General features: G+C 72.4%; 24 protein-coding genes. 15 read left to right on the top strand and 9 right to left on the bottom strand.

From position 1 onward, the window contains the following. Positions 1–54 precede the first annotated feature (54 nt). On the top strand, positions 55–795 hold the full coding sequence (locus A6F73_RS37450) for a hypothetical protein (protein WP_208869274.1): 741 nt from the start codon (positions 55–57) through the stop codon (positions 793–795). 9 nt (positions 796–804) lie between these two features. Then, positions 805–1236 (top strand): hypothetical protein, encoded by a 432-nt coding sequence (locus tag A6F73_RS37445; protein WP_063352924.1) that lies wholly within the window; start codon positions 805–807, stop codon positions 1234–1236. A 45-nt stretch (positions 1237–1281) separates the two neighbouring features. On the opposite strand, the gene A6F73_RS37440 is transcribed toward A6F73_RS37445, so the two are convergent. Next, positions 1282–2025, bottom strand: coding sequence for a class I SAM-dependent methyltransferase (locus A6F73_RS37440; protein ID WP_063352923.1), 744 nt, complete (start codon positions 2023–2025; stop codon positions 1282–1284). Positions 2026–2295: 270 nt separating this feature from the next. On the opposite strand from A6F73_RS37440, the gene A6F73_RS37435 reads away from it, so the two are divergent. Then, positions 2296–2610, top strand: a complete 315-nt coding sequence (locus tag A6F73_RS37435) for a hypothetical protein (protein WP_063352922.1) — start codon at positions 2296–2298, stop codon at positions 2608–2610. On the opposite strand, the gene A6F73_RS37430 is transcribed toward A6F73_RS37435, so the two are convergent. Continuing rightward, complete coding sequence (locus A6F73_RS37430) at positions 2594–3085, bottom strand: GPI anchored serine-threonine rich family protein (protein ID WP_063352921.1); 492 nt, start codon at positions 3083–3085, stop codon at positions 2594–2596. The two genes, A6F73_RS37435 and A6F73_RS37430, sit on opposite strands and share 17 nt — an antisense overlap. 240 nt (positions 3086–3325) lie before the next feature. Between A6F73_RS37430 and A6F73_RS37425 the strand changes: the two genes are divergently transcribed. Continuing rightward, positions 3326–3586 (top strand): hypothetical protein, encoded by a 261-nt coding sequence (locus A6F73_RS37425; protein ID WP_063352920.1) that lies wholly within the window; start codon positions 3326–3328, stop codon positions 3584–3586. A 50-nt stretch (positions 3587–3636) separates the two neighbouring features. Here the strand turns inward: A6F73_RS37425 and cynR are convergent, their stop codons facing one another. Next, on the bottom strand, positions 3637–4545 hold the full coding sequence (cynR, locus tag A6F73_RS37420; RefSeq protein WP_063352919.1) for a transcriptional regulator CynR: 909 nt from the start codon (positions 4543–4545) through the stop codon (positions 3637–3639). A 123-nt stretch (positions 4546–4668) separates the two neighbouring features. On the opposite strand from cynR, the gene A6F73_RS37415 reads away from it, so the two are divergent. The 3 genes from A6F73_RS37415 to A6F73_RS37405 all read left to right on the top strand — a co-directional run bounded on the left by A6F73_RS37415 (position 4669) and on the right by A6F73_RS37405 (position 6429). After that, positions 4669–5283, top strand: a complete 615-nt coding sequence (locus A6F73_RS37415) for a carbonic anhydrase (protein ID WP_063352918.1) — start codon at positions 4669–4671, stop codon at positions 5281–5283. Positions 5284–5371: 88 nt separating this feature from the next. Beyond that, on the top strand, positions 5372–5842 hold the full coding sequence (cynS, locus tag A6F73_RS37410) for a cyanase (protein WP_063352917.1): 471 nt from the start codon (positions 5372–5374) through the stop codon (positions 5840–5842). An 86-nt stretch (positions 5843–5928) separates the two neighbouring features. Beyond that, complete coding sequence (locus tag A6F73_RS37405) at positions 5929–6429, top strand: nucleoside deaminase (RefSeq protein WP_063352916.1); 501 nt, start codon at positions 5929–5931, stop codon at positions 6427–6429. Between the two features lie 127 nt (positions 6430–6556). Here the strand turns inward: A6F73_RS37405 and A6F73_RS37400 are convergent, their stop codons facing one another. Next, positions 6557–6748, bottom strand: coding sequence for a DUF397 domain-containing protein (locus A6F73_RS37400; protein WP_063352915.1), 192 nt, complete (start codon positions 6746–6748; stop codon positions 6557–6559). A gap of 180 nt (positions 6749–6928) precedes the next feature. Here A6F73_RS37400 and A6F73_RS37395 point away from each other — a divergent pair, with 180 nt between their 5' ends. The 4 genes from A6F73_RS37395 to A6F73_RS37380 all read left to right on the top strand — a co-directional run bounded on the left by A6F73_RS37395 (position 6929) and on the right by A6F73_RS37380 (position 9219). Then, positions 6929–8143, top strand: a complete 1215-nt coding sequence (locus tag A6F73_RS37395) for a helix-turn-helix transcriptional regulator (RefSeq protein WP_063352914.1) — start codon at positions 6929–6931, stop codon at positions 8141–8143. Positions 8144–8233: 90 nt separating this feature from the next. Then, on the top strand, positions 8234–8428 hold the full coding sequence (locus tag A6F73_RS37390; protein WP_063352913.1) for a hypothetical protein: 195 nt from the start codon (positions 8234–8236) through the stop codon (positions 8426–8428). Then, positions 8428–8676, top strand: a complete 249-nt coding sequence (locus A6F73_RS37385) for a hypothetical protein (RefSeq protein ID WP_063352912.1) — start codon at positions 8428–8430, stop codon at positions 8674–8676. The genes A6F73_RS37390 and A6F73_RS37385 overlap by 1 nt, the downstream gene beginning before the upstream one ends. A 75-nt stretch (positions 8677–8751) precedes the next feature. Then, positions 8752–9219, top strand: a complete 468-nt coding sequence (locus tag A6F73_RS37380; RefSeq protein ID WP_063352911.1) for an NUDIX domain-containing protein — start codon at positions 8752–8754, stop codon at positions 9217–9219. Between the two features lie 175 nt (positions 9220–9394). On the opposite strand, the gene A6F73_RS37375 is transcribed toward A6F73_RS37380, so the two are convergent. Then, entirely contained in the window at positions 9395–10081 is a 687-nt protein-coding gene (locus A6F73_RS37375; protein ID WP_347878574.1) for a histone deacetylase, read from the bottom strand. A 323-nt stretch (positions 10082–10404) separates the two neighbouring features. On the opposite strand from A6F73_RS37375, the gene A6F73_RS37370 reads away from it, so the two are divergent. The 4 genes from A6F73_RS37370 to A6F73_RS37355 all read left to right on the top strand — a co-directional run bounded on the left by A6F73_RS37370 (position 10405) and on the right by A6F73_RS37355 (position 16209). Then, positions 10405–14382, top strand: a complete 3978-nt coding sequence (locus tag A6F73_RS37370; protein ID WP_244293872.1) for a Pls/PosA family non-ribosomal peptide synthetase — start codon at positions 10405–10407, stop codon at positions 14380–14382. A 97-nt stretch (positions 14383–14479) separates the two neighbouring features. Continuing rightward, on the top strand, positions 14480–14692 hold the full coding sequence (locus A6F73_RS37365) for a DUF4287 domain-containing protein (RefSeq protein WP_063352910.1): 213 nt from the start codon (positions 14480–14482) through the stop codon (positions 14690–14692). A 321-nt stretch (positions 14693–15013) separates the two neighbouring features. Continuing rightward, complete coding sequence (locus A6F73_RS37360; protein WP_063352909.1) at positions 15014–15601, top strand: hypothetical protein; 588 nt, start codon at positions 15014–15016, stop codon at positions 15599–15601. 101 nt (positions 15602–15702) lie between these two features. Further along, entirely contained in the window at positions 15703–16209 is a 507-nt protein-coding gene (locus A6F73_RS37355; RefSeq protein ID WP_063352908.1) for a DUF6882 domain-containing protein, read from the top strand. A gap of 128 nt (positions 16210–16337) precedes the next feature. Here the strand turns inward: A6F73_RS37355 and A6F73_RS37350 are convergent, their stop codons facing one another. The 4 genes from A6F73_RS37350 to A6F73_RS37335 form a co-directional block, all read right to left on the bottom strand. Then, positions 16338–16979, bottom strand: coding sequence for a flavin reductase family protein (locus A6F73_RS37350; protein WP_063352907.1), 642 nt, complete (start codon positions 16977–16979; stop codon positions 16338–16340). Positions 16980–17193: 214 nt separating this feature from the next. Further along, entirely contained in the window at positions 17194–17826 is a 633-nt protein-coding gene (locus tag A6F73_RS37345) for a carbonic anhydrase (protein ID WP_063352906.1), read from the bottom strand. 227 nt (positions 17827–18053) lie between these two features. Beyond that, a complete protein-coding gene (locus tag A6F73_RS37340; protein ID WP_063352905.1) occupies positions 18054–18659 on the bottom strand; it encodes a PASTA domain-containing protein in 606 nt (201 codons plus the stop codon). Next, entirely contained in the window at positions 18659–19198 is a 540-nt protein-coding gene (locus tag A6F73_RS37335; RefSeq protein ID WP_279634988.1) for a SigE family RNA polymerase sigma factor, read from the bottom strand. Before A6F73_RS37335 ends, A6F73_RS37340 begins: the two co-directional genes overlap by 1 nt. Positions 19199–19346 lie beyond the last annotated feature (148 nt).

Raw genomic sequence — 19346 nt, 5'->3', positions numbered from 1 at the left:
GGGCTGATCGTCAGCCGACCGGCCGTCGATGCGTGGTCACCGTAGGAGGTCCGGATGTCCGTGGAAGACACTCCCGTGCGGGAGGACGTCATGACGGCCGGGGCGGCCCTGCGGATCTACCCCGATCCGGCGGACGTCTTCGTCGCCGACCAGGCCGAGTTGGCCCGGCACCTGCACCCGCTGGTCTCGATCGACCTGGCCCAGGTCAACCCGGCCTGGCACGGGTGGATCCACCTGCTGAGCCCGCTGGAACCGTCGGAGGGCTGCATCGGCGACCACACCTCGGCCTTCCACACGGGGCTCCAGGCGTCCAACTGGCTCGGCTTCACGCTGGAGGGCGACCGCTTCCGCCTGGCCGGTGACCTGCGCTACTTCGCCCGGGCGGCGGGCCCGGGCGAAGTCCCCGACCCCTGGCCGGGGTTCCACGCCGACCTCGCCGAGCACTGCGAACGCCAGGAGCGCAGCTACCGGGCGCACCGCGACAGCTTCCGCCGCGAGGGCCGGCTCGTCCACCTCGGCGACGACGGCCTGCCGTACCCCGGCAGTACCGGCGAGATGGCCCTCCTTGACCAGCTCGGCGGCTACGCCGACTCCGCCGGCAACTGGATCGAGACCGATGTGTTCCCGCTCGACTACGACGGCGACCGCACCTGGCCGGTCGGCCCGTCCGGCCGCCGCTTCGAGTTCGTGGCGGCAGCGCCCGGCTGGCACTACCGCAGCAGCGGCGCCGACTGGATCATGCTGTTCTTCGAACCCGTCGACCGGCTGGCCCTGTTGACCTTCGACTGGAGCTGAGGCGCGGCGATGCCACCGGAGGAGCGGCAGGGCGGTCAGGGCGGTCAGGGTGCGGCAGGCGCCCGAGCGGCCGCGCAGGACTTCTTCGACGAGATGCGCCGGTGGGAGGAGTGGATGGCCTCCTGCCGGCACGACACCACGGGCGGCGAGCAACTGGCGGCGGTGAAGGAGGTGTTCGCCAGGCATCTGGCGGCCAGGGCGCTGGCCCGGCACCAGTCGCGCTACGACCTGCTGTGCTTCGGCACGCCGCCGGAGTTCGAGGCGCCGATCCTGCGCGTCGAACAGGAGTCGCCGGTCAGGTGCTGGGTGTACGTACCGGAAGGGCTGATCGGCGGCGAGGCCCGCTACGCGATGGTGCGCGAGGGCGGTGCGTGGAAGGCCGCGTTCAAGGAGGCCGACATCGCCCTGACGGGCCGGTGGAAGCGGTGGCTGGATCTCTGACACCCGGGCCGGGCCGACCGCTCCGGGCCGACGGCTCCGGGCCGGTCAGGCGCGGCAGCGCAGCAGTTCCAGCGGCGGGCTGGCGAGGAGGTCCGCCCAGAAGTCCTCGCCGAATTCGCGCAGGCCGGCTTCGGACACCTGGAGTGGGACCCACTCGGCGTCGCCGAACCCGGCGGCCCGCAGGCACTCCTCGTAGACCTCGCGGCGCGGGGCCGCGCCCACGATGCTGATCGGCTGCGGGTCGAGGAGGGCGGTGATCCGCACCTGCGGGCCCGTCTCGATCTCCTCGCCGGTCGGCTCGCAGCGGAACCCGTATTTGTCCAGGGAGGGGCAGTCGAAGCGGTAGTCGGGTTTCTGGGCGAGTGCGAAGAACTCCCCGCCCGGTACCAGGCTCCGGTGGATGTTGCGGCACATCCGCTCCATCGCCGCGACGTCCTCGGCGTAGTTGAGGCACTGCACTCCCAGTGCGATGTCGAAGTGACGGTCGAGGGGCCGCAGTTCGGCCACGTCGCCGACCTCGTAGCGCACGCCCAGCGGGTCGCGCTGCTCGATCGTGCGCGCGGCGGCGACCATCTCGGCGGAGATGTCGACGCCGAGGACGTCGGTGGCGCCGCGCCGCTTGAACTCCCTGCTGTAGAAGCCGGTGCCGCACGCCAGGTCGAGGACCGACCGGCCGGCCACGTCCCCGACCAGGCCCAGGAAGCTCGGCACCTCCCCGTAGCGGATCAACGGCAGGGACTTGAACCCCTCGAACGCCTCGCCGATCCCGTCGTACTGCTGCACGCCCACGTGCCGCCCCTCCTGTGTGTCGCCCGCCGGGTCGCGGCCGTGGCGGAAAGTCTCCTCCGCCCCGCCGGGCCGCCGTACTGGCAGATGACACAAAGAAGTTGGTCGGTGGCGGCGGCTCGGGGTGCGCACCCTCCTATCGCCCGACACCACTCTTCGGGGGGCGGGGAAACGCCGTCGAAGGTCCATTCGGGTGACGTCCCGCGTCCTCGCGCGTCCGAACGGCCACACTGGCAGCGCTGAGGAAGCCCGCCGTTCAAAGGAGACGAGTCCGTGAAGAGCCTCGGAAGGACGCTGGTCACCGTCGGTGCCGCTGCGGTTCTGTGCATCGCGGTCCCGGCCAACGCCCAAGCCGCGGAGGGGACTTTCACCTACATCAGCAACAACCAGGAGCACACGCTGGAGAACCCCGAGGGTGACCGCTGCTACGACCTCGGCCGCCGCGTCGCCGAGCTGTACAACGACACCGACGCGGAGGCGGCCGTCTTCCTCGGCGCCGGTTGCCGGGACGAGATCGGGACCATCAGGTCGGGTGGTTCGAGCATCCGACGCGGCATCGGCTCGGTCAGTTTCACCGACGACGAGTAGTCGGCGCACCCGGCGGTGGGGCGGCCCGGCCGTCCGACGTGATCGTGAAGGGCTCGGACCAGTTGCCGGAATCACCGGACAGGACGACCCGGTAGTCGTCTCCAGGGGGGACGTCCGGCACGGTCACCTCCATCCGTCCCAGCAGGATGTCGAAGTCACGGGCGAGGACGCGGTCGAGGAGGGTGACGCTGCCCGCGCGCAAGGTGATGGACCCCGTGCGGTTGGTGATCTGCGCCGGCGGATCCGAGACGTCCCAGGTGACTTCGACCCGCTCGCCGACCCGCCAGAGCGCCCCCGCCCGAGGGGAGAGAATGCGCGGCACGTAGACGTCGCGTCGGGACGTGCGCTCGGCGGAGTGGGCGGCCACCGCCAGGCCGGCGGCCTGCGCCTGGGCCGGCACCGTGGCGAGCAGGCTCGGCATGGCGGCGGCGGCCAGTGCCACCATGCCCAGGACGGGGCCGTTCCAGATCCTCATGGCCCCAGTGTCTCGGTTCGGCCCCCGACGAGCGCACGGACGGGCGCCCCTTCCCTCGATCGGGGGAACGGCCGTCGGTGACGGACGGCCCGTGAGGGGGGCGTGGCCCGGGGCCTGAGGGCGGCAAGCGGCCCGTCAGCCGCGTGACGGGGTGTGAGGTGCGGGTGTCACGGCTCCTTTTTCGGTGCGGGTCGGTCGCCTACGGTGGGTCACCCCGAAGACGAGGAGCGGAGGTTCCCTGTGGCGGACGAGGCGACGACGCAGTACCGCAGCTATGCCTGGGAGGACGAGCACGGCGTCAAGTACGTGGCCGCCTACCCGGGCGACGAGGAGGCCGACGAGGAGCGCAAGGCCGAGCTGCGGGCGTTGGGCGCCCGCGTGTCGGCGGACCTGGTGGCCGAACAGGAGGCCGAGCGGGAAGCCGAGCGGCGCAGGGCCGGGCGAGGGGCCGGGCGTGCGGGGCCGGCGCTGCGGCTGATCCGTGGTGAGGGTTCGTCCTGAGTGCGTGACCGGGCCCGCCGGTCCGCAGGGCGCGGACGGGCGGGCCCGCTTCAGGCCGGGCCGTCGGGGGTGTGGTCGAAGGTGTGGGCGCGGTGCCGGGCGAGGTCGCTGAAGGAGCGGGCGGCGGCGCTCTGGTAGGCGGTGTCCCGGCGGAGCAGGGCGACGGCGCGCGAGGGGAGCGGCGGGTCGACCGGGACGGAGCGCAGGTGGGGGTGTTCGCGGGTGGTGGCGTCGGGTAGCACGGTGGCGAGGCTGGTGCGTTGGACGATCGCGACGAGCGCGCTGACGGAATTGGCCTCGATGGCGATCCGCGGCCGGACCCGGTGGTCGGAGAGGAACCGGTCGATGTGCTGACGGGTCGCGAAGTCGCCGCTGAGCAGGGCGAGTTGCTGGTCGCCCAGTGCGCGGACCGGGAGCGGGCCCGAGTGGGCCGCGTACGGGTGGTCGGAGGCGACGACGAGGCCGAGGTGCTCGGTGAACAGGGTGGTGGCGGTGACGGCCGGCAGGTGCGCTCCGCCGAAGGCGATGCCGAGGTCGAGCTGGTCGGCGGCCAGCTCGGACTCGATGCGTTCCTGTGCCATCTCGCGGACGTCCAGGCTGATCCCGGGGTGGCGCGCGTGGAAGTCCCCGATGAGGGGCCCGGTCAGGTAGGCGGTGAAGGTCGGGGTCACGGCCAGGCGCAGGGTGCCGCGTGAGAGGTCCTTGACGTCCCGCACCGCGCGCTCGGCCGCCGCGAGGTCGCGCAGGGCCCGGCGCGCGTAGTGGGCGTAGGCCTGGCCGGCGTCGGTGAGGCGCACGGTGCGCCCGGAGCGGTCGAGGAGCTGCACGTGCAGAGAGCTCTCCAGCTGCTTGATCTGCTGCGAGAGGGTCGGCTGCGAGACGTGCAGGGCTTCGGCGGCGCGGGTGAAGTTGGCGTGCTCGGCCACGGCGAGCAGGTACCGGAGGTGGCGCAGTTCCATGAGCCAACTATAGGCAGCACTGATGGCAATGATGGCTACCACGTCTTGGACGCTATAGGGCCAGGTCATGCATCGTTGAGGTCATCGACAGGCACCAACGGTCGTCGAAGAAGGAGTGACCTCATGAACGAGATGGCGCAGGGTTTCCAGCGGTTCAGCCGGGAGGTGTTCCCGGCCCGGGCGGCACTGTTCAAGAGGCTCGCCACCACCCATCAGCCGACCGCGCTGTTCATCGGCTGCTCGGACGCCCGGGTCGTGCCGGAGCTGATCACCCAGACCGATCCGGGCGAGCTGTTCGTCATCCGCACCGCCGGCAACCTCGTGCCCCCGTACACCCGGGGCGCGGACGGTGTCGCGGCGAGCATCGAGTACGCGATCGGCGTGCTCGGGGTCACGGACGTGATCGTCTGCGGGCACTCCGCGTGCGGTGCGATGACCGCCCTCGCCTCCGGCGGCGACCTCACCGGCCTGCCCGCCGTCGCCACCTGGCTGCACCACGCGGACGTCGCCAAGGCCCGCACCGACGCGGGCGAGCACCCGGCCGGCGCGGAGCGGGTCGCCGCCCTGGTGAAGGACAACGTCCTCGCCCAGCTGGCCAACCTGAAGACCCACCCGTCGGTGGCCAAGGCCCTGGTGCAGGGCAGGGTGACCCTGCACGGCTGGGTCTACGACATCGGATCCGGCTCCGCCGAGACGCTCGACACCGACAGCGGACGGTTCGTCGCCCTGGCAGGCTGACCACCGCGTCCCCTCCGACCACTCCCTCCCACATCCCCAGACCAGGTCCGGGCACCCGCCCCGGACCCATCCCCGAAAGGCCCACCCCATGGTGCACGCGCAGTTCGACCAGACCGCCCGTCAGCAGCTCGCCTTGGAGGTCGTCGACGCCAAGATCCGCAAGGACCTCACCTGGCAGGAGCTCGCCGACACGACCGGCCTGTCCGTCGCCTTCGTCACCGCCGCCCTGCTCGGCCAGCACGCCCTGCCCGCCGACGCGGCCAAGGCCGTCACCGAGCTCCTGGGCCTGGACGAGGACGCGGCCCGGCTGCTCCAGACCATCCCGCTGCGCGGCAGCATCCCCGGCGGCATCCCCACCGACCCGACCATCTACCGCTTCTACGAGATGCTCCAGGTCTACGGCACCACCCTCAAGGCCCTGGTCCACGAGCAGCTCGGCGACGGCATCATCAGCGCCATCAACTTCAAGCTCGACGTCAAGACCGTCGAGGACCCCGAGGGCGGCCACCGCGCCGTCATCACCCTGGACGGCAAGTACCTGCCCACCAAGCCGTTCTGACCCCCGCGCGGGCCGGGGCGGACCGACAGGCCCCCCGGCCCGCCGTCCCACCCCGGCCCGCCCCCGACCGGCAAGGAACCGCCACCGTGGACTTCGCTCAGCACACCATCGACCTCGCCCGCCGCAACGTCGCCGAAGGCGGGCGCCCGTTCGCCACCGTCATCGTCAAGGACGGCGAGATCCTCGCCGAGAGCCCGAACAAGGTCGCCCAGACCGGCGACCCCACCGCGCACGCCGAGATCCTCGCCATCCGCGACGCCTGCACGAGGCTCGGCACCGAGCACCTGACCGGCACCACCATCTACGTCCTCGCCCACCCCTGCCCGATGTGCCTGGGCTCGCTCTACTACTGCAGCCCCGACGAGGTCGTCTTCCTCACCACCCGCGACGACTACGAACCGCACTACGTCGACGACCGCAAGTACTTCGAACTCGCCACCTTCTACAGTGAGTTCGCCAAGAACTGGGACGAGCGCCGGCTGCCGATGCGCTACCTGCCCAGCGACGCGGCCATCGACGTCTACCGGGCGTGGCGCGAGCGCAACGGCGGCGAACGCCGCGTCGCCGGCGCGCCCGTCGCGGCCTGACGAGGGCGCACACGATGCCCGAGCCGATCGAGAAGGCCCGCGTGGATCCGGCTGGAGAACGGCCGGGCCCACGCCGCAGTCGGCTTCCTCCTCCGCAGGCCACGGGGCACTTCGCCGAGAGGCGGGTCTACCGGTCGTCGAACTCGCCGGTGCGGGTGGCGGTGACGAAGGCCTGCCAGGCGGGGGAGGGGAAGAGGAGGACGGGTCCGTCGGGGTCTTTGGAGTCTCGGACGGGCTGTACGCCGGTGAAGCCGTCGGCGACCTCGACGCAGCCGTTTGACCCGCCGCTGTACGTGCTCTTGCGCCAGGTGATCGCCATCGCGGTTGCCTCCTGCGGGTGGAGTGGGAAGTCGATGGGGATGGCTTCCCACTCCGGCGCCGGGTTAGGCTTCCCGGCCGCCGCCCCCGGGCAGGGGCGGCGGCGCGCGGGGTGGTGAGCTGGGGTGCGGGGTTGGCAACTCGCGCTGGTCGGGGCGTGCGTGCGCGTAGTGTCGGAAGCATGGCGAGCGATCATCTTGGGGATCGGGTCAAGCGGTTGCGGCGCTTGGCCGGTCTGACGCAGGAGGGCCTGGCTTCAAAGTCGGGTGTGTCGGTGGATGTGGTTCGGAAGCTTGAGCAGCAGCGGAAGCATTCGGCGCGGCTGCCGACACTTCACGCACTGGCCAAGGGACTTGGCGTTGAGCTGACTGCGTTGCTGGGCGACCCTCCGGCGGTTCCTTCGACGGGCGCGATGGAATCACCGGCACTGGTCTCCTTGCGACGTGCGATCACCCCGTTTCCGTTCGCGCCTCCTCCGGAGCCAGATGGAGCCGAGTGGCTGTCACTTGCGTTGGTGAGATCCGAGATCGCTGATGGTTGGTCGCTGTACCACGCTGCTGACTTTGGCCGCCTGATCGAGATTCTCCCGGGGATCATCGCCGATGCAAGGCTGGTTGCCACTGTAGGTCGTGGCCGTGATCGGCTTGATGGCCACATGGCATTGGGAAAAGCGCTTCAGCTAAGCGGGCACCTTGCAATTCGCCTAGGCAAGACCGACCTTGGGGTTTGCAGCCTGGAACGTGCGACTACCGCCGCCGACGTCGCGGAGGATCCTCTGCTCGCCGCTATGGTGAGCAACTCCATGTCATGGGCCTACCAGCGCCAGAACCGGTTGGATGACTCCCGCGCGTTGGCCGTTCACGCCGCCGACGAGGTCGAGCGCGAGCGTGTATCCGATGCGATGGGGCTCCGCGTGTGGGGCGGGTTGATTATGGCCGGGGCGATCAGCGCCAGCCTGGGTGGAGATTACGACGGCGCATCGGAAATGTTGCAGGTTGCCGAGAAGGCGTCGGGAAGACTGGCGCTGATGGAGCCGCTTGCGGACAGCAGGATGGTTAGCATCTTCAGTAAGTCATCTGTTCAGATCAAGCGTGTCCGCCTTGCGGTTCAGCATGCGCGATCCGGTGAAGCTCTGTCCCTGGCGAAGAATGTTCGATTCGACTCCGAGATTCCACCGTCCTGGCGAGCATGGCTCTTTCTCGACGTGGCGAGGGCACACGCCGATCTGGGAGACGCTGCAGGAGCTGTCGCGGCACTCGAACGCCTGCAACGGACCGCGCCAGGGTGGATGAGATACCACACGCTTGCAGTGGGGATCGTCTCTGACCTTCTGGCCGGCTCTGCCCATCCTCCGGGACTCTGGAAACTGGCGCGGTCCCTCGGAATCGCTGACTAGTGATCAAAACTAGGACGCTTCGTCCCTGTTGGATGGAGGCCCCCGACGAGATCCTCTCCGTATCGCTTCAATACGGAGAGGATTTAGAACGTGACTGCTGGTATCAAGCTCCACGGCTACGGGGTCCGCTGGGACCCGGAGGGCCGGTGTTACCGGGTGCGGAACGAGACGACGGGGGAGTGGCTGCGTAGCGGCACCTCGGGTGAGCTGGCCGCCTTCTCCTCGTTCTCCGCCGCCTTCAGCGCCTGGCGGGGGTTCGAGGTTCGACGGCAGGTGGGGGCGTGATGGGGGAGAAGGTCTATCGCGCCACCGTCGACCAGCGGCGGCAGGCGGCCGACGTCCTGGACGACCTGACCACCGTCCTCGCTCTGGCCGGGGTGAAGTTGCCGTCCGTCGAGGTCGACTGGGAGCACGGCCGCAGAACGGGCTGCTACCTCGTCGGCCTCGGCTGCGCCCGTCCGTCCGAACTCCTGCGGGTGGTCGACCTGCTCCGCAAGGGGCTGCGCTACGAGCGCCTGACGCGTGACGGCTGAACTCCTCGCCCGCCTCCTGTGGTTGGCGGGCTTCTCCCTCGTACTCCTCGCCGCTCTCAGAAGGTGAACCGCCCGATGCGTGACCCTCGTCTGCTCGCCAAGCCGCCGGTGTGCCGGCTCGGCTGCCTCGTCCTCGTGCGCAACCCGCGCGGCGACGTCCTGCTCGTCGACCCGGACTACATGGACGGGCTGATCCTCCCTGGCGGCGCCGCCCAGCCCAACGAGCCCCCGCACCTCGCCGCCGCCCGCAACCTCCACGCCGAGACCGGCCTCAACCTCCGTCTCGCCGACGTCCTGGCCGTCGATTTCACCCCCGCCGACCGTTACCTGGAGCGCCTCAACCTGGTCTTCGACGGCGGCACCGTGCGCGACGACGTCCGCCTCACCGTCCCGCCGCAGCACCGGAGCGGGCTGTTCGGCGCCCGCTTCGTCCCCGCCCACGAACTCCCGGACGTCATGGCCCCCGCCCAGGCGGCCCGCGCCGCCGAAGCCCTCGCCAACCGCGCCGTCCCCCTCCTCCTCCACGGCCAACGCTCAAGCTGAAGGGCGCGATCTTAAAACCGCCTTTGACGAAGCCGCCGAGTGGCCGCCGCCTCCCGCCGCCAGCCGCTGGCGGGAGGCGCCGGTTCACCCGTGCGGTGGCCTGGCGTTTCCTTTGCCTGATGTGGCCGGAACCCGTGCAGTTGTCGCCGTACGGTCACCACGGGGTGAACGGGACCTAAAGGTCCAGACCACCGCCCAGTACGGCCAGGACGTCCGCCGCGGTCCAGTGCCCGGCGGCGCCCGGGCGGGAGGCCAGGTAGTCGGCGCAGCGGTGCGCGTTCCAGCCGTGGGACTCGGCCAGGCCTGCGGCCAGGGTGCGCAGATAAGGCGCCGAGGGTGGATTGAGTTCGGCGCCGGCCAGGCCTTCGGGGGCGGTGAAGGTCAGCAGCGGGTGCCCGTCCAACTCGCCCGCGTGCACCAGCGTCTCGTACCGGCCGGGCCCGAGCCGGTCGCGTCCGTGCGTGAGGGTGCGGGTGAGGTCGAGGTCGGTGCCGGGGGAGCGGCGCATCTCCTGGGCGGCGATGTCGCTGAACTGGCTGACCGTCATCAAGTAGGCGCGGCAGGGTAGTTCTCCCGGTGCGGCCGGATCGTAGAAGCCGCTGCCGCCGCCCCACACCGCCGACTCCCGCGCGAAGTACAGCGCGCCGGGCAGCACCGCGGCCACGTCCCGGAGCGGCGGGTGGTGGTCGCGGCAGCCGGGGTAGGTGTGTGCGCCGCCGTCGGGGCGGCCGCCGCGCAGGTAGCAGGCGAGCCGGGCGGCGTGCAGGTTCGACGCGTACGCCGCGTACCAGACGAGCCGCGCGCCGCCCTCCGCGCCGCCCCCGCCTCCCGCGGGCCACCGGCGGGATCCGGCCACCATCATCGCTAAACCTCCAGATCTGGCGGGTCCGCTTTCACTACCGGTAGCGTCCCCGCCGCTATGGCGTAGACCACTCTTCGCCTTCGCGTCATATGCCTCCTGCCTCCGGCGATTACCCTTCGCCGCCGAAAGCGATCGAAAAACCCCGAAATGACTTTCGAATCGTTCCCTGATGCCCCCATATGTCGCCGAAAATGAAAAGTTCCTTTGACTCCACCTCCACGGCATCCAGCGGGCTCCCAGTGGAGTCATGGTGAGTGAGGCACCACGCAAGGTGACTCCCCGCATTCATCCTTAATGACTACTCCCAGCCGAGGACACTCCTTATGGACGCACGCCAGGACATGGCAGGCCCGGGAACGCTGAACCGTCCCGGGCCCGCTCACGCCGCCGGTTGGCCGGCGGTCCGGCCCGCGCACCCCCGCAGCCTGCTCGACATCGTCACCGCCACCGCCGACGCCCACCCGCACGCACCCGCGCTGGACACCGGCACCGCCGTACTCGACTACCGCGCCCTCATGCACGAGGTCGACACCCTCGCCGGCGTCCTCGCCGGGCACGGCATCGGCGCCGGGGACCGGGTCGGCGTGCGCATCCCCTCCGGCACCGCCGACCTGTACGTCGCCATCCTGGCCGTGCTGCGCTGCGGCGCCGCCTACGTGCCCGTCGACGCCGACGACCCCGACGAGCGCGCCGACATGATCTGGCAGGACGCCCAGGTGTGCGCCGTCCTCGGCGCCGAACGCCGGCTCGCCCCCGGCTCCGGGGCCGGGCCCCGCGGCAACCCCGTCTGGCCCACCCCCGCCGACGACGCGTGGATCATCTTCACCTCCGGCACCACCGGCCGCCCCAAGGGCGTCGCCGTCACCCACCTCTCCGCGGCCGCCTTCGTCGACGCCGAGGCCCGCCTCTTCCTGCGGCAGCAGCCGCTCGGCCCCGGCGACCGTGTCCTGGCCGGCCTGTCGGTGGCCTTCGACGCCTCCTGCGAGGAGATGTGGCTGGCCTGGCGCCACGGCGCCTGCCTGGTGCCCGCCCCCCGCTCCCTCGTCAAGGCCGGCACCGACCTCGGCCCCTGGCTCGTCGAGCGCCGCATCACCGCCATCTCCACCGTCCCCACCCTGCTCGCCCTGTGGCCGCAGGAGTGCCTGGACGCCGTGCGCCTGATCATCGTCGGCGGCGAGGCCTGCCCCGCCGAACTCGTCGAGCGCCTGGCCACCCCCGGCCGCGAGTTCTGGAACACCTACGGCCCCACCGAGACCACCGTCGTCGCCACCGCCGCCCGCATGCTCCCCGGCCAGCCCGTACGCATCGGCACCCCCCTGGACGGCTGGGAGATCGCCGTCGTCGACGCCGCCGGCCACCCCGTCCCCTGGTACGAGACCGGCGAACTCCTCATCACCGGCATCGGCACCGCCCGCTACCTCGACCCCGCCAAGGACGCCGAGAAGTTCAGCGCCCACCCCGCCCTCGCCTCCCCGCGCGTCTACCGCAGCGGCGACCTCGTGCGCAACGACCCCGAAGGCCTCGTCTTCGTCGGCCGCGCCGACGACCAGATCAAACTCGGCGGCCGGCGCATCGAACTCGGCGAGATCGACGCCGCCCTCCAGGCCCTGCCCGGCATCCGCGCCGCGGCCGCCGCCGTCCGCAAGAGCCCCGCCGGCGCCGACCTGCTGATCGGCTACCTCGTCGCCCAGCCCGGCACCACCCCCGACCTCACCGCCGCCCGCCAGCACCTGCTCGGACGCCTGCCCGCCCCGCTCGTGCCCGTCCTCGCCCTCGTCGACTCCCTGCCCACCCGCACCTCCGGCAAGGTCGACCGCAACGCCCTGCCCTGGCCGCTCGCCACCACCGGCACCGCCACCCCCGGCACCGCCGCCCCCCTGGACGGCACCGCCGGCTGGCTCGCCGGCCGCTGGGAGAGCATGCTCGGCACGGCCCCCGGCCCCGGCGACGACTTCTTCGCCCTCGGCGGCTCCAGCCTCACCGCCGCCCGCCTCGTCTCCGAACTGCGCACCCGCCACCCCGGCGTCTCCGTCGCCGACCTCTACGCCCACCCCGTCCTCGGCGACCTCGCCGATTATCTTGACAACCTCGCCGGCCCCCCTCATACCGGCGGCGCCGCACACACCCCCACCCCCGTCCCCGTCCGCACCGTGCGCCGCACCCCCGCCAGCGCCGGCCTGTGGCAGACCCTCATCCTGCTCGGCGTCTTCAGCATCTCCGGACTGCGCTGGATCCTCGCCCTCACCGCCTTCGACAACCTCATCGGCAACCAGCTCAGCTGGGCCCCGCACAGCTCCTGGTGGCCCGTCGCCGCCGGCCTCCTCCTCTTCTACAGCGCCCCCGGCCGCACCCTCCTCGCCGCCGGCACCGCCCGCCTGCTCACCGCCGGCCTGCGCCCCGGCAGCCACCCCCGCGGCGGCCAGGCCCACCTGCGACTGTGGGCCGCCGAACGCGCCGTCACCCTCTTCGGCGTCGGCGCCCTCGCCGGCACCCCCTGGGCCCGCCGCTACGCCCGCGCGCTCGGCTGCCGCATCGGCGCCGGCGTCCTCCTGCACACCCTGCCCCCCGTCACCGGCCTCGCCCGCATCGGCGCCGGCGCCACCGTCGAACCCGAAGCCGACATCGCCGGCTGGTGGCTCGACGGCGACACCCTCCACCTCGGCCGCATCGACATCGGCGACGGCGCCCGCATCGGCGGCCGCTCCACCCTCATGCCCGGCGCCCGCATCGGCGCCGGCGCCGACATCGCCCCCGGCTCCTGCGTCACCGGCGCCGTACCCGCCGGCGAACACTGGCACGGCTCCCCGGCCCGGCCCTCCACCGAGGCCCGCACCACCTGGCCCGCAGCCGCCGCCACCCCCCGCTCCCGCTTCTGGAACCTCGCCTACGGCGTCGGCCTGACCGTCTTCGGCCTCCTGCCGATCATCGCCGCCCTCCCCGCGCTCGCCATCGTCTTCACGATGGTCGACACCGACCGCACCCTCACCGCGGCCCTCCTCCAACTCCTGCCCGCCACCATCCCGCTGGCCGCCCTCACCCTGGTGTGCCACGCCACGCTGATAGCGATCATGGTCCGCCTCCTGTCCATCCCGCTGCGCCCCGGCTTCCACCCCGCCCACGGCCGCGTCGCCTACTGCGCCTGGGCCGTCACCCGGCTCAGCGACACCGCCCGGCGCACCCTCTTCCCCTTCTACGCCAGCCTCTTCACCCCGGTGTGGCTGCGCCTGCTCGGCGCCAAGGTCGGCCGCCGCGTCGAAGCCTCCACCGTCCTGTCCCTGCCCGGCCTGATGCGCGTCGACGACGGCGCCTTCCTCGCCGACGACACCCTCGTCGCCCCCTACGAACTGCGCGGCGGCTGGCTGCACATCGGCCCCTCGCACGTCGGGCGCCGCTCCTTCGTCGGCAACTCCGGTATCGTCGGCCCCGGCCGCCGACTGCCCGACAACTCCCTCGTCGGCGTCCTGTCCGACACCCCCGTCAACGCCCCCGAAGGCTCCTCCTGGCTCGGCCGCCCCGCCTTCGCCCTGCCGCGCGTCGCGGCCGCCGGCGGCGACGCCCGCACCTACAACCCGCCCCGGCGCCTGATGTGGGCCCGCGCCGGCGTCGAACTGTGCCGCCTGCTGCCCATCGTCCTCGCCGCCCTCCTCGGCGACCTCGTCCTCGCCACCCTCCAGGAACTGCGCGACGACTACGGCCTCACGCGCGCCCTCGCCGCCGCCGGCCTCGTCCTCATCGGCGCCGCCCTCATCGCCTGCCTGGTCACCACCGCCGCCAAGTGGCTCCTCGTCGGACGCTTCCGCGTCGCCGAACACCCCCTGTGGTCCACCTTCGTGTGGCGCAACGAGCTCTACGACAGCTTCGTCGAGGAACTCGCCATGCCCTTCGGCGGCTCCACCATCACCGGCACGCCCTACCTCAACGCCTGGCTGCGCAGCCTCGGCGCCCACATCGGGCGCGGCGTGTGGTGCGAGACCCACTGGCTGCCCGAGAGCGACCTCGTCACCGTCGAGGCCGGCGCCAGCGTCAACCGCGGCACCGTCCTGCAGACCCACCTCTTCCACGACCGGGTCATGCGCCTGGGCCCCGTCCACCTCGGCCCCGGCTCCACCACCGGCCCGCACTCCATCGTCCTGCTCAACTCCTCCCTCGGCGCCGGCACCACCGTCGGCCCCGCCTCCCTGGTCATGCGCGGCGAGAACGTCCCCGGCACCACCCGCTGGCTCGGCAACCCCGTCGCCGCCTGGAACGCCAACCCCACCCCGGCCGCCGGGCGGCGGGCCAAGCGCAAGGTCGGAGTGTGACGCAGATCACTTTGGCCGGGCGATGAGTTGACGATGCGGTCGCGGTCCTACCTGGGTAGACCGCGACCGCATCCGTTCCCGAAAGGGCGTACCGACCATGACCGCCACCCCCGCCAAGGGCCCCGCCAGCTACTTCCCGTCCATCGAGAAGAAGTACGGCCGACCCGTCGCCGAGTGGAAGGACCTCATCCGGGCCTCCCCGCTCGGCAAGCACATGGAGCTCGTCGCCTGGCTCAAGACCGAGCACGGCCTCGGCCACGGCCACGCCAACGCCCTCGTCGCCCACACCCTCGCCGAAGCGGCGGCCTGAGCCCGCCGTGCGGCTCTGCCGGTGACGCCCGGTCCCTGGTTCTGGTGGTGACGCCCGGCCTGCGCCCTGTGGCGGGTGGTGGGCCGGCGGACGACGACGGGGCCGGGGCCGCCTGCGGCACGATCGGGAAGCAGGCGGCCCCGGACCCGGGTCGTTCCGTACGGGCGGGGCATCGACCGCGATGCCCGTACGGCTGCGGTCGGGACTATTCGACGACTTCAACAGCACTTGAAGTCAAGCCCCCGGCGGCCCGGGGCGCCACAGGGCGGGGTAGCCTCGCTCCCGGCGGGGGCCGGCGGACGAGGTTTCAGGGGCGGTCGAATGGAACAGCAACAGCGCGGCTACTGGCGGGTCGCGGACGGTTCGGCGGTCAGCTCCACCCAGGCCCAGGTCGCCTGGACCAGGGCCGCCTACCCGGCCCTGGTGGACGTGGCCCGCCGCTACCACGCGGTGATCACCTACTCCGAACTGGCCGAGACCGTCCAGGAGGCGGCCGGAGTGCGCACCCGGGTGCACCAGCGCACCTGGATCGGCAAAGTCCTGGCCCTGGTGGTGCGCGAGGCACACCGCCGCGGGGACCCGCCGCTGACCGCACTGGTGGTCCACTCCACCGACGGCATGGTCGGCGTCGGCTACCAGGAAGTACTGGCCGTGGCCGGACAGCCGCCGCTCGCAGCGGACATGGACCGCGAACACCACGCCGCCGCCGCCCGCCTCGCCTGCTACCGGCACTTCGGCGCCCAACTGCCCGCCGACGGCGGCACCCCCGCCCTGGCCCCGCGCCTGCAAGCGGCCGTCAACCGCAAGGCGGCCGCCGCCACCCCGCCCCGCCCCCCGGCGATCTGCCCCTCCTGCTTCCTCCAACTGCCCGCCACCCGCATCTGCGACTCCTGCGGCGCCAGCGCGTAGGGGCTCTCTTCCGGATCACGCCGGGGTGGGGCCGACGGGCCCGGACGGAGCAGCAGGCCGGATGGGATGATCTTGCCGGCAGTTCCGTACGAGGAGGCACGGTGGACGACCACTCGAAGCACGACCACTCCCGGTGGGAGGGCGTCGTGATCGCGGCCCGCGAACGTGCCCGCGCGCGGCAGGCCCTCATGGTCGAGCGCTTCGGACTGTCAGGTGACGTGCAGTACCACTGGTCGATGGACGACGCGCGGATCACCTGGTCGCGCAAGAGGAAGTGGTCGCGCAAGAGCGAGGTGTTCCTCACCGGCCGGCTCACGATGATCGGCAGCGTCAGCCTCGCCCGGCAGACCTGGCTGTGGTCCTGGGCGAACGAGTCGCTGCCGCCCGCCGTCCTGGGCGACATCGAACAGGTACGGCGCTTCGGCGAGGACAACGACTTCCCCGTCCTGCCGTGGCCGGGCTTCGACTCCCACCCCGAACTCGTCGCCGAGGCGCGGGTGGTCGCGGCCTCGGTGCTCGACGCCGACGGGCTGTGGATGGAGTCGACGGACGACACCGAGCTCCACTTCCTGCTCCACGACCTGGTGCCCGCCGCGGCGGCCGACTAGGCGGTCGGACGGTCGGACGGTCGGACGGTCGGCCGGGCGGACGGCTGCTCGGCTGGGTGGTCGGGTAGGCGGGCGGCTCGTCGGACGGCCGGGCGGGCGGCGGGGGCTCGCGGACCTGCGGCGGGGCGTCAGGCCCGGACACCGACGGGCAGGCGGCCCGGCATCTGCCAACCCTCGGCAAGGCGGGAAGGGGCGAGCCGGCGCCCGTCGCCGAAGAACTCGCAGAACTTCATGATCAGCGGATCCCAGCCGAGCGGGTCCACGTAGTGGTCCGTGCCGGGCACGAGCAGGCGCTCCTCGACGTGCGCGCGCACCACGGTGACCTCGAAAGCGGTGCACTGCGGGTTGCCCGCCAGCGGCGTGGCCGCCTCCAACCGGCACTCCAACTGGACCGGGCACTCGGCGACGCGCGGCGCCCGCACCAGCTCCGACGGCTGCTCGGTGAGCCCGGCGGCGGCGAACTTGCCCCGCTCGAAGCGGTAGCCCTGCTGGCGCCGGCGCTCGGTCAGATCCGGATTGGCGGTCAGCATCGCGAGGGCGTCGACGGCGTCCACCTGCCCGGAGGAGGGCAGGTTGAGCACGCACTCGCCCTCGCGCCGCAGGTTGACGGCCGTCTGGGCAGTGTTGCCGAGGCCCAGCACGCAGGACTGCCCCAGCCACCACGCCGAGGACATCGGCGCCAGGTTGGCGCCGCCGTCCTCGTTGCGCGAACTGATCAGCACCACCGGGGTGCCGAAGTAGAGGACCTTGAGATCGGTGGCCTTGTGCACGGGAATGCCGTCCTTGAGTGGGAAACCGTTGCCGGCCTCCGACTCTGCCCCCGCCCGGGAGGGGGCGCTGGCGGTGATCGGACACGGCGTTCCCGGCCCCGGCGGACGGCCCTGTACACCGGGCGGCCCCACGTTGGTCGGCCCTGCGCGGAGGTTCGGCCCGGCACACCGGTTCGGCCGTACGGGCCGGTTCAGCACCCGTACGGGCCGGCGGTCAGAGCGAGGCGCTGACCGGACCGCGGGCGGCCACCGTACGGGCCTGGCCGTCGCGCAGCCGGTAGGACAGGCCCACGACGGCCGCCGAGCCCTCGGCCACCTTGGCGGCCAGCAGCTGGGAACGCTCCAGCAGCAGGTCCACGGTCTGGCGGATGTGCTCGTCGACGATCCCGTCCGGGTCCTCGATGCCCGCGGCCCGGGCCGACACCACGCTCGGGGTGACCCGCTCCACCACGTCCCGCACGAACCCGCCCGGCAGCCGCCCCCGGTCCAGCGCCTCCATCGCCGCGCCCACCGCGCCGCACGAGTCGTGCCCCAGCACCACCACCAGCGGACACTCCAGCACGCTCACCCCGTACTCGATGCTGCCCAGCGCCTCCGCCCCGGTGACGTGCCCGGCCGTCCGCACCACGAACAGGTCGCCCAGCCCCCGGTCGAAGATGATCTCGGCCGCCAGCCGGGAGTCCGAACAGCCGAACAGCACCGCGAAGGGCCGCTGCGCCGGAGCGAGGGCGGCCCTGCGCCCGGCGTCCTGGTTGGGGTGCTCCGGGCTGCCCGCGACGAAACGGGCATTGCCCTCCATCAGCACCCGCATCGCCTGGTCGGGGCCGGATATCGGTGAGGAGATCATGCCTGCACCCTAGATCGCCGCAGGTGGGGCCCGCAGCAGGGGGGCGGGGGCAGGGGCCCGACACCGTGTCGCTCCTCACCCGGCCGGCCCAGTCCACGGCCCAGTCCACGGCCCGCCCACCCTGCTGCGCACGGCCTCGCCCGCCTCCTCGCCGCCCGTGTGGTGGGAGGCCGGGGGATATCGTCAACTTGCCTCCTGCGTAGCGGTGTTGGATATGTCGGCGCCGGTCAGCGGCCCGGCCTGCCCTTGGAGACGAACACCTGGACCGTCGAGTGCGCAGGTACGGTGTGGCCGGCCTGCGGCTCGGAGTTGATGACCGACCCGGCGGGCACGTTCCAGTCGGTGAACTCGTGGACCTCGTAGCGCAGTCCCGCCGCCTCCAGCGCCCTGACGGCCGCGTCCTTGGCCAGGTTGACGACCGGCGGCACACTCACCTGCACCCCGTCGGTCGGCTGCATCACCGGGGAGGGGGTGCCGAAGGCCATCGACGGCCCGGGCGCGGGAGCGGACCCGGCGGGGGATGGCGCGCCGGAGGACATCGGCGCCGAAGCGTTCGCGGGGCCCGCGGGCAGGCCACCGGAGGGCGACGGGCCCGAACCCGGCGCGAGCAGTGCCGCACCCGTGCCGATGGCGACCACCGCGGCCGCCGCCACCGCGCCGCTGAGCACGGTGCGACGGCGCACCGTGCGCCGGATGGCGAGGGCGTCGATGACGGGGGCCGGGGTGTTGTCGGCGAATGCGGTCATGGCGGCGAGGAGTTCCTTGTCGAAGTCGGGGTCGGGGGCGGAGGCAGGGTGGCCGGGGTCGGGATCGTGGGACGGGAAGCGGGTCATCACGCACCTCCGCGCGAGGTCGGCGGCGCGGACGGGACGTCCTGCCGGGGCAGTGCGGACCGCAGTTTCGCGAGGCCGCGGGCGAGTTGGGAACGCACGGCGCCGGGGGAGATGTCCAGCGTCTGCGCGATCTCCTGGTCCCCCAGATCGTGGAGGTAGTACAGGACGACCACGGTGCGCATCCCCATCGGCAGCGTGTGCAGCGCCGTGACGAGCTCCGCGCGCAACTCCACCGACCGGTAGGCGTCGCGCGGGTCGGCGTGCTCGGCGCCGGGCGCCGCGCCGGGCCGCTCACCGGAGCGGCTCAGCCGCCGCCACCGGTCGTTGACCAGGTTCACCAGGATCCGGCGCACGTACGCCTCGGGCACCTCTGCGGCCGCCACCCGCCGCCAGTTGCGGCAGGACCGTTCCAGCGCCTCCTGGACGAGGTCCTCCGCGGTGTGCGCGTCCCCGGTGAGCACGTACGCCGTCCGGAACAGCGCGCCCGAACGCTGCTGTACGAACTCGACGAAGTCGATCCCGGGACTGGCCCTGCGCAGCCTCACCCGCCGCCCTCGCTCTCTTCACTCTTCTCGCTCTTCCGCCGTCACCTTCGCCCCCATGACGGACCCCGGCACCGCCCTGCTGCACCGCCACCGCGAAAGTGACGCGGCTCACAACGCTTCGAGGCCGGACGGGCCGGACCAC

Source organism: Streptomyces sp. MJM8645 (genome assembly GCF_001625365.1).
Classification (GTDB): domain Bacteria; phylum Actinomycetota; class Actinomycetes; order Streptomycetales; family Streptomycetaceae; genus Kitasatospora.
This window is presented reverse-complemented; position numbering and strand designations above follow the sequence as displayed.